This is a genomic window from Amycolatopsis sp. cmx-4-83 (assembly GCF_046548815.1).
In the GTDB taxonomy this organism is placed as follows: Bacteria; Actinomycetota; Actinomycetes; order Mycobacteriales; family Pseudonocardiaceae; genus Amycolatopsis; species Amycolatopsis pretoriensis_A.
In genome coordinates, this window is sequence record NZ_JAEBEF010000004.1 from 347740 (window position 1) to 360279 (window position 12540).

Here is a 12540-nt window from a genome sequence, read left to right on the forward strand (position 1 = left end):
TCACGCTCCGTCGTGGGCGTCGGTCATGAGTTCCGCGAGGTCCTCGGGGGCGAGGAACGACGGCGGGGGTGGCGGGCCCCAGGCGTAGAGGCTTTTCTCGCCGGCGACGACGCGGGGTTCCCAGAGCTGGTCTTCGAGGATGCAGTCGATGTCGGAGTAGTACTCGGAGAAGTTCCCGGCGGGGTCGCGCAGGTACCAGAAGAAGTTCGAGCCGATGTAGTGCCGGCCCAGGCCCCACGTGTGGCGTTCCGGGTGGCCCTGGAGCATCGCGGTGGCGCCGCGGCCGACCTCGTCGACGTCGTCGACCTCCCACGACGTGTGGTGCAGGAAACTCACCGGGGCCTGCTGCACCAGCACGTTGTGGTGGTCGGTCGAGCAGCGCATGAACGAGGCGAAGCCCGGGGCTTCGTCGCTGACCTTGAAACCGAGACCCTCGGTGAAGAACCGTTGCGTCGCGGCCTGGTCGGTGGAGCCGAACACGACGTGACCTAGCTTGCGCGGCCGCACCGCGGACTCGCGGTCGATGCCCGGCGCGCGGACGTTCGCGCGCGTCACCGAGCCCGGACCGTTGTAGGCCACGGGTTCCGGCGCCTCCTGCCGCAGGCGGGGTGCGACCGACACGACGACGTCGAGCCCGGTCACCGGGTCCTTGGTGTGCAGGGAATCGCCGTCGATGCGGCTTTCGACGTCGAGGCGGGCCAGCGACGCGGTGATGCGGCCGAGGTCGTCGGGGTCGTCGGCGCCGATGCCGAGGGTGAGCAGCCGGCGCTGCGGGGTCTGCCGGAGTTCGAGCTGTTCGCCACCGTCGGCGGTGGCGAAGCCCGACGCTGTCGGCGTGAGGCCGAATTCGGTGTAGTACTTGGCGGTTTCGTCGACGTCCGGGACGCCGATGGCGATCTTGGTGAGGCGGTGCAAGCTCATGGCTGTCCTCCGGGTCAGATGAGCGGGGTGATCTGGTCGTCGCGCCCGAGCAGCGCTTTGCCGTAGATCTCGTAGTTGACGGTGGGCAGCACGATGGCGTGCCGGGCGGCCACGGCGGAGTCGCGCCAGATCCGCTGCAGCGGGTTGACGTCGGCGAAGCTGCCCGCGCCGTGTGCGGAGAGCAGGATGTCGATCGCGCGGGTGATGTTCTCGACGGCCCAGCCGGTGTCGGCGCGGGTCCGCGCGCGCAGCGGGACCTCGGGGTAGGTGCCGTTCGCGGCGGCGGAGTCGATGTCGTCGGCGGCGCGGTAGGCGTGCAGGTGAGCGGTGTCGATCCGCATCGCGGCCTCGGCCAGCTGGAGCTGGAAGGCGACGGAGTCGGCTTGCGTGGTGTAGCCGGTGTAGGAGATGCCCTTGCGGGCAGCCTTGTCCCGCACGAGCCGCAGGGCCTTGCGGCCGAGGCCGAGCTGGGGCCCGGCGAGCACCAGGGTCAGCACGGGCACGAGTGCGGCCCGGTAGAGGTCCTCTTCGGGCTCCTCGACGGCGTACTTCCCGCCGATGGCCGGCGGCACCGACATCACGCGGTGCTCGGGCACGAAGACGTCGTCGGCGATCAGGCAGTTGGAGCCCGACGAGCGCATTCCGGCGACGAACCAGGTGTCTTCGAAGCCGAGGTCGGTGCGGGGTAGCAGGGCCATGCCCTGGTCGACGACCTCGCCGCGATCGTCGGTCAGCGGGATGCCGAGGCCCGCCCAGTCGGCGTGCCAAGAGCCGGAGTTGTAGTACCAGCGCCCGGTGACACGCCAGCCGCCGTCCACTTTGGTCGTCTCGGCGGTCGTGGCCAGCACGCCGGAGACCTTCGCGTCGGGGTTCGCGCCCCAGATGTCGTCCTGGGCCTGGACGCTGAAGAGCCCGGCCAGCCACGCGCAGACGTTGCTCAGCGCGACGACCCAGGCGGTGCCGCCGTCGGCTTCGGCGACGGCGGAGGAGACGTCGAGCATGGCGCGCACCGGAAGGCCGTAGCCGCCGTAACGACGGGGCTGCGCGATCTTGAACGCGCCGACGTCGGTCAGGGCCTGGATGCTCTCTTCGACGACTCGTCGGTCGGCTTCGCCTTGGACCGCGTTTTTTTCCAGCAACGGCTGGATGTCCGCGATGCGGGCGAGGATCTGTTCGGTGGTGAGCGTCGGTTGCTCGGTCGCGAGGGTCATGACGTCGTTGTCCTTCCGGGCGGGTCAGCGGGCGCAGGCGGCGATCTGGTCGGTGATGGGCGGACGCGGCCGCTCGGCGAAGCGGGAGTGCGTGCCGAACGTGCGGTGGGCGTAGACGAGCGGCGGCAGGTCGGTCCGGCCGAGGTCGGTGACCAGGCCGAACAGCAGAAGGTGGTCGCCGGCTTCGACGACGCGGTCGAGGTCGCAGGCCACCCAGCCGGCGGCGTCGCGCAGCCGGGGCAGGCGGTCGTCGGTGAACCACGCCGTGTCGCCGCCGAAGCGGTCGGCGCCGCGGGTCGCGAACCGGACGGCGAGGTCGTCCTGACCCTGGCCGAGCAGGTTCACGCCGAACCGGCCCGCATCTCGGATCTCGGCCAGCAGGGCCGAGCGCCGGTCGAACGCGACGCTGACCAGCGGCGGGTCGAGCGACAGCGAGGTGAACGAGCTGACCGTCGCGCCGTGCGGGCGGCCGTCGGCGCCGCTCGTGGTGACCACCGTGACCGGTGCGCAGACCGCGGCCATCACCGCGCGGAACCGGTGTCCGTCCACGGTGGTCATGCCGGCTCCGTGAACCGGTGGCGCATCGTGCCGATGCCCTCGATCGTGGTGACGAGCTCGTCGCCGGCAGTGAGGAACCGCTGCGGGGAGCGGGCCATGCCGACACCCGAGGGGGTGCCGGTGAAGATCACGTCGCCGGGCCGCAACGGCAGGATCGCCGAGAGCCGCGCGACGATCTCGGGCACGGAGAAGATCAGGTCGCTGGTGCGGCCCTTCTGGACGGACTCGCCGTTGACCGCGCAGCTCAGCTCCAGGTTGTCGCGGTCGGCGAACTCGTCCGGGGTGACCAGCCACGGCCCGGTGGGTCCGAAGCCGGGCGCGGACTTGCCGAGGCTGAACTGCGGGGCCGGGCCGGCCAGCTGGACCGTCCGGTCGGAGAGGTCCTGGCCGATGGTCAGCCCGGCGATGTGGTCCCAGCCGTGTTCGGCAGCGACGTTGCGCGCTTCGCGGCCGATGACGGCGACGAGCTCGACCTCCCAGTCCACTGTGGACCCGGTGAGTGCGATCTCGCCGGCCGGGCCGGTCAGGCAGCTGGGGAACTTCGTGAACACGGCGGGGGAGTCCGGCAGGCCGAGCCCGGACTCGGCCGCGTGGTCGCGGTAGTTCAGCCCGACGCCGAAGACCTGCGACGGCGTCGGCGACGGCGCCCGCAGCGCGGCCTCGTCGAACGCTTCGGCTCCGGTGGCCGGGCGACCGGCCGCCCATTCGGTGAACTCGTCCCAGCGGGCGTAGACGGCGTGGGGGTCGGCGGAGAAGCGCTGCGCACTGGCGCGCTCGACGTCGACGGCCCCGTCCCCGGTGAGGAGGACGAGCCGGCCGGCGAGGTTGGCGATCCGCATCGAGCTGCCTTTCGGTCGATGAGCCCGACGCCGCGTTCCGCTCGGTCGTGAGCCCGGGTCTCGGGGTGGCGGGATGCGTCGGTCGATTCATGCTCTGCGCACAATCTACGACTGTCAAGACAAGAATCGATTCTTATGACGAGAGTGTGTTACCGTGGGGCATGGCTAAGAGAGCGGGTGGCGAGAGCCTGGCCGTGTCGGTCCACAACCGGCTGCGTTCGGCGATCCTCAACGGAGAACTGGTCCCGGGCGCGCGGGTCAAGCCCGCCGATCTCAGTGCGGAGTTCGACGTCAGCCTCAGCGTCGTGCGGGAGGCCCTCGGCCTGCTCGCCGCCAAGGACCTCGTGCAGGTCGACCGCAACCGCGGGTTCCGGGTCACCCCGTTGTCCTTGCAGGCGCTCACGGACCTGACCGAAGCCCGCGTCGTCAACGAAGGCTGGGCGCTGCGGCTGTCGGTCGAACGCGGTGGCGTCACCTGGGAGTCGGAGGTCTTGGCCGCGCACCACCGGCTCGCCGGGCAGCCGATGATCCTGCCCGGGCCGCCGATCCGGCGCAACGAGGAGTGGGCCCGCGCGCACCTGGAGTTCCACCACACCCTGATCAAGGCCTGCGGCAACGTCGTACTGCTTGACATCTGCACCCGGCTGTCCGACGCGGCCGAGCTGTACCGCGCGTGGTCCGGCCCCGGTGGCGAGGAACGGCATCGCGACGTCGCGGGCGAGCACCAAGCGCTCGTCGACGCCGCGCTGGCACACGACGCCGACCTGGCCGCCACCCGGTTCGAGGCGCACGTCAACCGCACCAGAGAGATCCTGATGGAGTCGAGTCTCGCCGCCGAGCCCGCCTCGTGACGGCAGCTGAAGTCGGCGAGCTGGTCGTACGCGAACGGCAGGGGCGCGACCGCGGCTGGTGGGACCGGATGCAGGCGTGCTACGCGCCGGATTCGACGGTGCGGCTGAGCTGGTTCCGCGGCAGCGGCGAGGAGTTCGTCGCCCGGTCGCGGGAGATGACCGGCCGCGGCGACGTCGCCCGCCACCGGCTCGGTCCGCCCGTCGTGGACGTCGACGGGCAGCGCGCGATCGCCGAGGTGCCCGCGGCCATCGACGTGCGGACCGTGCTCGACGGCGTCGAGGTCGACCTCACGTCTTACACCCGGCTGCTCTACCGAGCCGAAGTCCGGAATGGACGATGGCTGATCGCGTCTTTGGACCCGGTCTACGAACGTGACGTTCTCGCGCCCGTGCTGCCCGGGGCCTCGGTGCCGCCGGCCTCGTTCGAGGGACTTCGCCCGTCCTACCGGTTCCTGGCGCATGTGCTCGGCCGCCGCGGGTACCCGGTGCCCGACGACCTTTACGGCGACGACCGCCCCGGCGAGGTTGCCGCCCTCTACGATTCCCACTTCGCCTGGCTTCCCGGAAAGGCATCATGACCAAGACCGCACTGACCGGCGTCCGCGTCTTCGACGGCACCCGCCTGACCGAACCCACCACCGTGGTCATCGACGGCCCGGTGATTGGCTCCGACACGAGCGGCGCGGACGCCGTCGACTGCACCGGGGCCACCTTGCTGCCGGGGCTGTTCGACGCCCACGTTCACCTGCTCACCCCGGACGACCTGCGCGCCCTGGCCGCCCACGGCGTCACCACGGCGCTCGACATGGCGTGCTGGCCCCGCGAACGCGTCGACTCCTTCCGCGGCCGGGTGCCCGACGTCCGCAGCGCGGGCCTGCCGGCCATCGGGCCCGGCGGCAACCACGCGAAGATGCCGGGTATGCCCGAGGAAGCGATCCTCATCGCGCCAAGCCAGGCCGCGGGCTTCGTCGCTCGCCGCGTGGCCGAGGGTTCCGACTACATCAAGGTCGTCATCGAAGGCGACCTGCTCGACCAGGCCACGATCGACGCCGTGATCGCCGAAGGCAAGGCACACGGGAAGCTGACCGTCGCCCACGCCTCGTCGGTCGACGCCTATCACCGCGCGGTCCGGGCGGGGGCGGACGTGATCACCCACGTCCCGCGCGACGGCGTCCTCGACGCCGAGACCGCGTCCCGGATGGCCGAGCAGGGGCAGATCGCCGTGCCCACGCTGGCGATGATGGAGGCGGTGACCACCGGCCTGCGTCCGGCCGGCGACGACTACGCGGCCAGCCGTGACTCGGTCGCGGCCCTGCACGCGGCCGGCGTGCCGGTCCTCGCAGGCACCGACGCGTTCTCCGCGCCGATGCTCCCCGTGCCGGTCGCCCAGGGGGCGAGCCTGCACCACGAACTGGCCTTGCTGGTTGCGGCGGGGTTGTCCGAAGTAGACGCTTTGCGTGCGGCGACCGAGCTGCCCGCGCGGTACTTCGGCTTCCCGGACCGCGGCGCCGTGCGCGAAGGGCTGCGCGCGGACCTGGTGCTCGTCGACGGCGACCCGACCCGGGACATCACGGCGACCGCCAACCTCCGCCGGATCTGGGCGGCCGGGGAAGTGGTGGCGTGAGCGGGCTCGTCGACGTCCACGCGCACTTCCTCACCCCGGAGTACGTCGAAGCCGCGATCGAGGCCGGGCACGGCTCGCCGGACGGCATGCCCGGCTGGCCCACCTGGGACGCGGCCCGGCACCTGGAACTGATGGACCGCTGGGGAGTCGCGGTCGCATTGCTGTCGATCTCCTCGCCGGGCACCCACTTCGGCGACGACGCCGCGGCGCGAAAGCTGGCGCGGCAAGTCAACCACGCCGGCGCCGAGATCCGCCGGGCGCACCCGGACCGGTTCGGGCACTTCGCGTCGCTGCCACTGCCCGATGTGGACGGTGCCCTCGCCGAGCTGGCCCACGCGGTCGACGAGCTCGGTTGCGACGGCGTGACGATCGAGACCAACGCCGGCGGCCGCTACCTCGGAGACCCGGCCTTCGCGCCACTTTGGACGGAGCTGGAGCACCGCCGGACGCCGGTGTTCGTGCACCCGACGTCACCGCCGCACGCGGAGGTGATCGCGCTCGGCCGGCCGCGTCCGATGCTGGAGTTCCTCTACGACACCGGCCGTGCCGTCAGCGATCTGGTCTTCAGCGGAACCCTGACCCGGTACCCGGGCATCCCCTGGATCTTCACCCACGGCGGCGGCGTGCTGCCGTTGCTGGCCGACCGCCTCGAGCTGTTCCGCACGGCTGCCGGCGAAGCCGGCGGACCAGCGGTCCTGGAGCAAATCGGGGACCTGTGGTTCGACATCGCGGGGACACCGTTCCCCAACCAGGTCCCGGCGTTCGAGCGAGCTTTCGGCGCGGAACGGCTGCTGTACGGCAGCGATTACTGCTGGACCCCGCCGGCCGCGGTCGACGCCCAGCTGGCCGGGATCGACGCGGCCGCGCAGCCACCGGACACCACCTGGCGAGACCTCACCACCCGCAACTGCGCGCGCCTGTTCACCCGGTTGGACCACCTTGGCACGTGAGCTGCGCTCAGAAGACAGCGACGGGGTTGACCACGAGTCCGGTCGTCCCCGGTGATCCTGGGTGAAGCCACCACGAGCATGAATCGTCGCCCGGACCATCGTTCGCGTGCCGACCATCGCGAACGAGAGCTCGGACTCGAAGGTGTCCACCGCGGCCGACGTCGTGCAGGCGCTGCTCGCGCCCGCGACCTTCTGGCAGCCTGACGGGACGCGAGCCGGCGCGAAGCGATCCAGGGTGGTGATCCCGGCGGCCTTGCGCGGCTGAGATCCGGCCGCCGGCCCAGGACATCGAGGCCGGTATCGGTACTACCGTCACCATGACTGGACTCGCCGCCCGTACAGGACGTGCTGCGGTCGACGCGTCTTGTAGCGACTGTCCGGATCGACTGCTCAGTGAGCGTGCCGATCGGCGCCGGCTTGTGCTGTTTCGATGCCGGCGTGCAGATCGGTGGCGCCGTCCAGGGCGGTCCCGGCCGACCACACCGTGACACCGAGGATCAGCAGGCCGCTGAGCAAGGCGGCCGGGAGCTGCCGGGCCGGCGTGTCGAGCAACGCGGTGACCCGGCGGGGAACGGGGCCGCCGGTCGCGGCGAGGGCGAAGCCAGGCCGGGGCCGGCCGGCGAGCGCGGCCTTGGCGACCGCGGTCGCGACGAGGGTGCGGTCGCCGACGTGGCGGGCGGCCGCTTCGTCGGCCCAGCGTTCCAAGGCGAATGCGGCCGCCGCGCTGAGCGGACGCAGCAGCGGGTTCAGGACGCCGGAAATCGAGATGGCGGCGAGGAAGTAGTGGTGGCGCAACCGCAGATGCGCTTTCTCGTGGGCGAGCAGCGCTTCGCGTTCGCGGGTGTCGAGAGCGTGGAGCATGCCGTGGGAGACGGCGATCCGGCCGCCGCGGCCGGGCGCGGCGAACGCGACCGGCTCGTCCTCGGGTAGGACGACCACGCCTGGTCCCGGCTGGTGCCGGTCGAGTTCCCGGGTGAGTTCACGCAGCCAGCGGACGTAGCGGTCGACGGCGAGACTGCCGGTGACGGAGAGCACGAGCAGCAGGATTCCACTGACGACCGCCACGGGGACGCTGGTCGATTCCAGGCTGCGGATGGTGTCGGGTGACCAGTGGCCGGCACGGGCGATCGGCGGGAGCAGGGCCAGCCCGGCTACGGCCTGGAAGGCGAGAGTGGCCGTGCTGGCCAGGGCCAGGACGAGGCAGCCACCGGTGAGGAGCCAGCTCGCCGCGCGGGGCGGCAGGTGCGGGGCGACGGCGCGGGCCAGTGGCCAGGCCGCCAGCGGCAGCACCAGCGGCACCCAGGCGTCGAGGTCCATTGCCGTCAGCTCTCGTGGTCGCGCAGGAGTTTCCGAAGCAGCTGTTCGTCCGTTTCGGACAGTGTGGAGACGAATCGGGCGAGCACGCTGTGGCGGTCCGGCTCTCCGTCGAGGACCTTCGTCATGCGGCGGGCGGCCAAGCCGGGCTCGTCGTCGACGGCGTGGTAGCGGAACGAACGTCCCAGCTTTTCGCGGCTCGCCATGCCCTTGTCGTGCAGCCGGGAAAGGATCGTCACGACGGTGGTGTAGGCCAGGTCGCCACTCAGCCGCGCCTGGACGTCTGCCGGTGCGAGCGGGCCGTCGGCGGCCCACAGCACCGCGAGCACTTCGGCCTCCAGCTCGCCGCGTGCCCGCCGGGTGGATTCGTCCCGCCGCCTGCGCATGCCTTCACCCTACCGAGCAACTGGACGTTCGGAGCCACACCACCACCGTGTGCATCTACGAGTAGTGTAGAACTACTACATAGTTGTCGTAAATTGATGGACAGTTCCGTCGTGGGAAGAGGTGGCGCGCGTGAACCCGTTGAGTGCCACGTCGTGGCTCTCGAGCCTCGGCGCAGTCGGCGTGTTCGTTGTGCTCTTCGCCGAGACCGGCCTGCTCGTCGGTTTTTTCCTGCCGGGCGACTCGCTGTTGTTCACCGCCGGTGTGTTCTGCAGCACGAGCGCGACGGCGGTGGTGCACCTGTCGTTGCCGGTCGTGCTGCTCGCTGCGGTGGCCGGCGCGCTCTCCGGTGCGCAGGCGGGCTTCGTGCTGGGCCGCCGAGGCGGTCGCGCCGCTCTGGCGAAGGTCGGCAACCGGCAGCTGCATCGCGGCGTCGAGCGTGCCGAGGAGTTGCTCGCACGCTACGGCTACCCGAAGGCGATCGTGCTGGCGCGGTTCGTGCCCGTGGTGCGGACCGTGCTGAACCCGCTGGCCGGCATACTGGCTGTCCCAGCCAGGATCTTCGTGCTCTGGCAGGTGCTGGGCGGCGTCGTGTGGTCGGCCGGGATCACCGTCGCCGGGTACTTCCTCGGGGCGAGCATCCCCGGGGTCGATCAGTACCTGCTGCCGATCATCGCCGTCGTCGTGGTGATTTCGCTGGTTCCGCTGGCGCTCGAGGTGAGACGGGCGCGCCGGTCGCGGAAGAACTCATCGACAGTCAAGTAGAAGTGCCAGGGTGCTGCAGCTCGATCGGGAGGGAACGAAGGCGTGGACGGCGGAGCCATCGACGGCGGCTGGTACCTGGATGTGACCGGCTTCGCCCGGCATACCCCGTGGCTGCACGGGTTCATGCAGATCTTCACCAACGCCGGCCTGCTGCTGTTGGCCGTCCTGGCGGGCGTGCTGTGGTGGCGGGCGCGCCACCAGGCCGTCACGCGGATGGCGGCCGCGCTGTGGGTTCCCACCGCAGTCCTCCTCGCCTACGGCGTCAGCAACCTGGTCAAGATCGCCGTCCGAGAGCCGCGCCCGTGCATCCGGTACCCGACTGTGCCGACCGTTGCCACTTGCGACTTCGCGACCGACTACTCGTTCCCCAGCAATCACGTGACGATCGCCGTGGCCGCGGCGATTGCTCTGCTCATCGTCAGTCGCCGCGCCGGGCTCGCTGCATTGGCGATAGCTTTGGTGATCGGGTTTTCCCGGGTGTACCTCGGGGCGCACTACGTGCATGACGTGTTCGCCGCGGCGGTGTTGGGGGCGGTCGTGGCGTTGTTCGGTCCGCTCACGCGCGGACCGCTGACCACGCTGGTCGACCGGATGCGAGCCGGGAGACTGCGGCCGCTGGTCGGGACGGCTGTCGTGCCGTCGACCTGACCGGTGCCGACGCCGGTCATTCCGGCGGCTTTGAGAAAGCGGCGGCGGTCCTGGTCGTTCTCGAGGCTCCGGTTGATCATCGCCCTCCGTCGCGCTCCACACCAGGTCCGCCGGGTGCTGAACCTCGTGAGCGTCAACGCGCGGTCACGTACGCGTCAAGTGGACGTCGTTCCAGGACACCTCGCGCAGGTCGCGGTGCACCCACTTGGCGATGCGGTCGATGACCCACGGCCTGCTCATGTCGTTGCGCTCGTAGCCGAGCAGCCGGACGCGCCGCTTCGGGGCGACCAGCACGGCCCGGATGACCGTGGCGCCGTCGGGGTCGACGCTGGTGATGAGGTCGGCGATGCGGCCGAGCCGCCGTCCCTGCGGGTCGTAGGCGATCGTTCCGAGCAGGTCACTTGCGCGCATCGCGGGCTCCTGGGATCCGGCCGATCAGGTGGTCGCGCAGCCAAGTCTCCAGTGGGGGTTCGCTGAGGACGTCGACGCGCAGCGACAGGGTGAGGTGGCTGCCGACCTCGGCCACGTGCTCGAACGGGATTCGCAGTGGGGCGGGTGTTTCTTCGGCGCGCAGCCGCGCTGCGACCGCGGCGAGCCAGTGCCCGAACCGGCCGCCGATCCGCCGCCCGAGCGCGACCTGCCCGGCCAGCAAGGCGACGACGCGGACCCGGCCGTCTTCGCTTGCGGCGAGCTCGACGTCGTCGACCTTGCCGACTTTGGCGCCGTCGAGGTCGACGATCTGGCGGTCGAGGAGGTGGAAGTCGATCCGCAGCGGGTCGGGGGTGGTCATTGGCCCGCTCCTGTGATGATCATCAGAGGAATCGCGGCGATCGCCGCGACGAGGATGACGCCCAGGTAGCCGACGCCGAGGATGTTGCGGACCCGGCCGTTGACCTGGTCGCCGAGGTACTCGCGGTCGTTGGCGACGACGAGGATCGGCAGGTAGGTCAGCGGCAGCACCACCGCGGAGAGCAGCAGGGTGTATTCGGTGAGCTGGACCGGGTCGATGGTCGTCAGCAGCAGCGCGGCGCCGAGGACGACGCTGGCGAGGACGACGGTGTGGAACCGGGCCGCTTGCCGCGGGGCGACGCGCTTGCCCCATTCCCAGCCGAAGTACTGGGCGACGGTGTAGCCGGAGGACAGCCCGGTTTCCAGCGCGGCGCCGAACGTCGCGGCGAACACGCCCAGGATCACGACCGCCAGGCCGAGCTGGCCGAGGGCGAGCCCGACCGGCAGTGTGGTCTGGGTGATCGCGTCGACCTTCACCGACGCGGGCTCGAACACCACGGCGGCGCAGGCCATGATCGCCAGCGAGAGCAGGCCGCCGAGCGGGAACCCGACGAACACGTTGATGCGTTCCGTGCCCAGGTCCTTGCGGGTCCACTTTTCCTCGACGCCTCCGGAGGAGAAGAAGAACACCTCGTATGGGGTCATCGCCGCGGCGAACAACGCGACCGCGAAGTACCCGTAGGTCGCCCAGTTCTCCGTCTGCGGCGGCCCTTCGCCGACCTGGCCCAATAGCTCGGGCCAGGACAGCGGCAGCGTCACCAGCGCGACGACGAAGACGATCAGCGCCAGGCCGAGCAAGCCGAACACCCGCTCGAGGGTCTCGAACTTGGTGCGCCACAGGACAACCCAGAGCACGACGGCCACGACTGGCACCCACAGCAGGTAGTGGACGCTGGTGGCCAAGTGCAGGGCGAGTGCGACGCCGCCGATTTCCGCGCCCAGGGTCAGCATCGTGACGAGGTAGGAGCCGGCCAGGTTCACCAACGCGATCCGCGGTCCGAGGCGCTCGCGGATCAGGTCGAACACCGGACGGCCGCTGACCGCGGCGATCCGGCCGGCCATGTCGGCGTACACGCAGATCCCGACGATGCCGACGATGACGACCCACGCCAGGCGCATCCCGAACCGGGCGCCGGTCTGGGAGTTCGCGACGAGGTCACCGATGTCGACGAAGCCGCCGATCGCCGTGAGGATCCCGAGGGTGACGGCCAGGATCTTCTTCATCGGTGGCGCTCCAGGAAGCCGGCCAGCAGTTCGCCGGTTTTGTGCAGTTTCGCGGCCACGGCGCGCTCGGCGTCCTGACCCGTGTCGGCCGCGGCGGTGACGGCGGCGATCTCGGCGCCTGCTTCGGTCAGCAGCGGCGCGCACTCGTCGTGCAGTGAGACCGACGCGGAATCAGGGATCTCTTTCGCGGTGAAATCGTCCGCGGCCGTGGCCAGGGCATCGCGCGCTTGCCACAGGACAGCCGACCGGTATGGCGCGAGCACCTTCCCGTCGATGTCGGCGGTCACCACCAGCTCGGTGGTGCGAACCTGTGAGAGGGACTGCTCGACCGTCGTGAGCGCTGTATTCCGGTAGTCGTCGGACGATGTGGGCAGAACGGACGGAACGACCACGGCCGCCAGTGCGAGGGCAGCCACTCCGCTCCCCACCGCGATTTTCACCGCTCGGCGCGTCATCGGATCA

General features: G+C 70.7%; 17 protein-coding genes. 7 read left to right on the forward strand and 10 right to left on the reverse strand.

Annotated elements, in window-relative coordinates:
* Genes ACLJQM_RS14080 through ACLJQM_RS14095 form a run of 4 tightly spaced genes read right to left on the reverse strand, consistent with a single transcriptional unit; the run spans position 1 to position 3529 of the window.
* A complete protein-coding gene (locus ACLJQM_RS14080; protein WP_410631558.1) occupies positions 1 to 921 on the reverse strand; it encodes a VOC family protein in 921 nt (306 codons plus the stop codon).
* A gap of 14 nt (positions 922 to 935) precedes the next feature.
* Positions 936 to 2132 (reverse strand): acyl-CoA dehydrogenase family protein, encoded by a 1197-nt coding sequence (locus ACLJQM_RS14085; protein ID WP_410631559.1) that lies wholly within the window; start codon positions 2130 to 2132, stop codon positions 936 to 938.
* Positions 2133 to 2156: 24 nt separating this feature from the next.
* Positions 2157 to 2690: a flavin reductase family protein gene (locus tag ACLJQM_RS14090; protein WP_410631560.1), complete on the reverse strand. Its 534-nt coding sequence runs from the start codon at positions 2688 to 2690 to the stop codon at positions 2157 to 2159.
* Positions 2687 to 3529 (reverse strand): fumarylacetoacetate hydrolase family protein, encoded by an 843-nt coding sequence (locus tag ACLJQM_RS14095; RefSeq protein WP_410631561.1) that lies wholly within the window; start codon positions 3527 to 3529, stop codon positions 2687 to 2689. Before ACLJQM_RS14095 ends, ACLJQM_RS14090 begins: the two co-directional genes overlap by 4 nt.
* A 161-nt stretch (positions 3530 to 3690) precedes the next feature.
* Here ACLJQM_RS14095 and ACLJQM_RS14100 point away from each other — a divergent pair, with 161 nt between their 5' ends.
* From ACLJQM_RS14100 to ACLJQM_RS14120, 5 genes are all read left to right on the forward strand, one after another.
* Positions 3691 to 4380 (forward strand): GntR family transcriptional regulator, encoded by a 690-nt coding sequence (locus ACLJQM_RS14100; protein ID WP_410631562.1) that lies wholly within the window; start codon positions 3691 to 3693, stop codon positions 4378 to 4380.
* Positions 4377 to 4958, forward strand: coding sequence for a nuclear transport factor 2 family protein (locus ACLJQM_RS14105; RefSeq protein WP_410631563.1), 582 nt, complete (start codon positions 4377 to 4379; stop codon positions 4956 to 4958). Before ACLJQM_RS14100 ends, ACLJQM_RS14105 begins: the two co-directional genes overlap by 4 nt.
* Positions 4955 to 6004, forward strand: a complete 1050-nt coding sequence (locus ACLJQM_RS14110; RefSeq protein ID WP_410631564.1) for an amidohydrolase family protein — start codon at positions 4955 to 4957, stop codon at positions 6002 to 6004. Before ACLJQM_RS14105 ends, ACLJQM_RS14110 begins: the two co-directional genes overlap by 4 nt.
* On the forward strand, positions 6001 to 6954 hold the full coding sequence (locus ACLJQM_RS14115; RefSeq protein ID WP_410631565.1) for an amidohydrolase family protein: 954 nt from the start codon (positions 6001 to 6003) through the stop codon (positions 6952 to 6954). The genes ACLJQM_RS14110 and ACLJQM_RS14115 overlap by 4 nt, the downstream gene beginning before the upstream one ends.
* A 106-nt stretch (positions 6955 to 7060) precedes the next feature.
* On the forward strand, positions 7061 to 7219 hold the full coding sequence (locus ACLJQM_RS14120) for a hypothetical protein (RefSeq protein WP_410631566.1): 159 nt from the start codon (positions 7061 to 7063) through the stop codon (positions 7217 to 7219).
* Between the two features lie 125 nt (positions 7220 to 7344).
* On the opposite strand, the gene ACLJQM_RS14125 is transcribed toward ACLJQM_RS14120, so the two are convergent.
* Both ACLJQM_RS14125 and ACLJQM_RS14130 read right to left on the reverse strand, forming a co-directional pair.
* Positions 7345 to 8271, reverse strand: coding sequence for a M56 family metallopeptidase (locus ACLJQM_RS14125; RefSeq protein WP_410631567.1), 927 nt, complete (start codon positions 8269 to 8271; stop codon positions 7345 to 7347).
* A 5-nt stretch (positions 8272 to 8276) separates the two neighbouring features.
* A complete protein-coding gene (locus ACLJQM_RS14130) occupies positions 8277 to 8654 on the reverse strand; it encodes a BlaI/MecI/CopY family transcriptional regulator (protein WP_410631568.1) in 378 nt (125 codons plus the stop codon).
* A 130-nt stretch (positions 8655 to 8784) separates the two neighbouring features.
* Between ACLJQM_RS14130 and ACLJQM_RS14135 the strand changes: the two genes are divergently transcribed.
* Positions 8785 to 9417 (forward strand): DedA family protein, encoded by a 633-nt coding sequence (locus ACLJQM_RS14135; protein ID WP_410631814.1) that lies wholly within the window; start codon positions 8785 to 8787, stop codon positions 9415 to 9417.
* Positions 9418 to 9459: 42 nt separating this feature from the next.
* Positions 9460 to 10065 carry a phosphatase PAP2 family protein gene (locus ACLJQM_RS14140; protein WP_410631569.1) on the forward strand — a complete coding sequence of 202 codons (606 nt, stop codon included), beginning with the start codon at positions 9460 to 9462 and terminating at the stop codon, positions 10063 to 10065.
* Between the two features lie 144 nt (positions 10066 to 10209).
* On the opposite strand, the gene ACLJQM_RS14145 is transcribed toward ACLJQM_RS14140, so the two are convergent.
* The 4 genes from ACLJQM_RS14145 to ACLJQM_RS14160 are packed head-to-tail and all read right to left on the reverse strand — an operon-like array spanning position 10210 to position 12533.
* Positions 10210 to 10476: a PRC-barrel domain-containing protein gene (locus ACLJQM_RS14145; protein WP_410631570.1), complete on the reverse strand. Its 267-nt coding sequence runs from the start codon at positions 10474 to 10476 to the stop codon at positions 10210 to 10212.
* Positions 10463 to 10855: a hypothetical protein gene (locus ACLJQM_RS14150; protein WP_410631571.1), complete on the reverse strand. Its 393-nt coding sequence runs from the start codon at positions 10853 to 10855 to the stop codon at positions 10463 to 10465. Before ACLJQM_RS14150 ends, ACLJQM_RS14145 begins: the two co-directional genes overlap by 14 nt.
* Positions 10852 to 12078 (reverse strand): NRAMP family divalent metal transporter, encoded by a 1227-nt coding sequence (locus ACLJQM_RS14155; protein WP_410631572.1) that lies wholly within the window; start codon positions 12076 to 12078, stop codon positions 10852 to 10854. The genes ACLJQM_RS14150 and ACLJQM_RS14155 overlap by 4 nt, the downstream gene beginning before the upstream one ends.
* Complete coding sequence (locus ACLJQM_RS14160; RefSeq protein WP_410631573.1) at positions 12075 to 12533, reverse strand: hypothetical protein; 459 nt, start codon at positions 12531 to 12533, stop codon at positions 12075 to 12077. The genes ACLJQM_RS14155 and ACLJQM_RS14160 overlap by 4 nt, the downstream gene beginning before the upstream one ends.
* Positions 12534 to 12540: the final 7 nt, after the last annotated feature.

Coding starts and splice junctions, on each gene's coding strand:
- ACLJQM_RS14095 (WP_410631561.1), bottom strand. CDS start 3,529: ATGCGGATCGCCAACCTCGCCGGCCGGCTCGTCCTCCTCACCGGGGAC.
- ACLJQM_RS14155 (WP_410631572.1), bottom strand. CDS start 12,078: ATGAAGAAGATCCTGGCCGTCACCCTCGGGATCCTCACGGCGATCGGC.
- ACLJQM_RS14130 (WP_410631568.1), bottom strand. CDS start 8,654: ATGCGCAGGCGGCGGGACGAATCCACCCGGCGGGCACGCGGCGAGCTG.
- ACLJQM_RS14145 (WP_410631570.1), bottom strand. CDS start 10,476: ATGCGCGCAAGTGACCTGCTCGGAACGATCGCCTACGACCCGCAGGGA.
- ACLJQM_RS14150 (WP_410631571.1), bottom strand. CDS start 10,855: ATGACCACCCCCGACCCGCTGCGGATCGACTTCCACCTCCTCGACCGC.
- ACLJQM_RS14160 (WP_410631573.1), bottom strand. CDS start 12,533: ATGACGCGCCGAGCGGTGAAAATCGCGGTGGGGAGCGGAGTGGCTGCC.
- ACLJQM_RS14080 (WP_410631558.1), bottom strand. CDS start 921: ATGAGCTTGCACCGCCTCACCAAGATCGCCATCGGCGTCCCGGACGTC.
- ACLJQM_RS14100 (WP_410631562.1), top strand. CDS start 3,691: ATGGCTAAGAGAGCGGGTGGCGAGAGCCTGGCCGTGTCGGTCCACAAC.
- ACLJQM_RS14090 (WP_410631560.1), bottom strand. CDS start 2,690: ATGACCACCGTGGACGGACACCGGTTCCGCGCGGTGATGGCCGCGGTC.
- ACLJQM_RS14125 (WP_410631567.1), bottom strand. CDS start 8,271: ATGGACCTCGACGCCTGGGTGCCGCTGGTGCTGCCGCTGGCGGCCTGG.
- ACLJQM_RS14110 (WP_410631564.1), top strand. CDS start 4,955: ATGACCAAGACCGCACTGACCGGCGTCCGCGTCTTCGACGGCACCCGC.
- ACLJQM_RS14085 (WP_410631559.1), bottom strand. CDS start 2,132: ATGACCCTCGCGACCGAGCAACCGACGCTCACCACCGAACAGATCCTC.